The 528-nt window shown below is 61.9% G+C and carries 1 protein-coding gene; it reads left to right on the top strand.

Annotated elements, in window-relative coordinates; translation table 11 throughout:
* Nucleotides 1-528 (top strand): TCP-1/cpn60 chaperonin family protein (locus EOC94_RS33490; RefSeq protein ID WP_281032987.1); only part of this gene is annotated, 528 nt, incomplete at both ends.

The following is a 528-nucleotide window of genomic DNA, read 5'->3' on the forward strand; positions in this document are numbered from 1 at the left end:
CCAACGACATCGCCGGCGACGGCACCACGACCGCGACCGTTCTGGCGCAGTCGATCGTCCAGGAAGGCCACAAGGCGGTTGCCGCCGGCATGAACCCGATGGACCTGAAGCGCGGCATCGACCTCGCCGTTGCCGACGTCGTCGCGACGCTGATCAAGAACGCCAAGAAGATCAAGACCTCGGAAGAAGTTGCCCAGGTCGGCACCATCGCCGGCAATGGCGATGCTTCGGTTGGCTCGATGATCGCCGAAGCGATGCAGAAGGTCGGCAATGAGGGCGTCATCACGGTCGAGGAAGCCAAGACCGCCGAGACCGAACTCGAAGTCGTCGAAGGCATGCAGTTCGACCGCGGCTATCTCTCGCCCTACTTCGTAACCAACGCCGACAAGATGGTCGCGGACCTGGAAGACGCTTACATCCTTCTCCACGAGAAGAAGCTCTCCAACCTGCAGGCCATGCTGCCGATCCTCGAGGCTGTCGTGCAGACCTCGAAGCCGCTGGTCATCATCTCGGAAGACGTCGAAGGCG

It is taken from the genome of Mesorhizobium sp. M6A.T.Ce.TU.016.01.1.1 (assembly GCF_003997065.1).
GTDB classification, from domain to species: domain Bacteria; phylum Pseudomonadota; class Alphaproteobacteria; order Rhizobiales; family Rhizobiaceae; genus Mesorhizobium; species Mesorhizobium mediterraneum.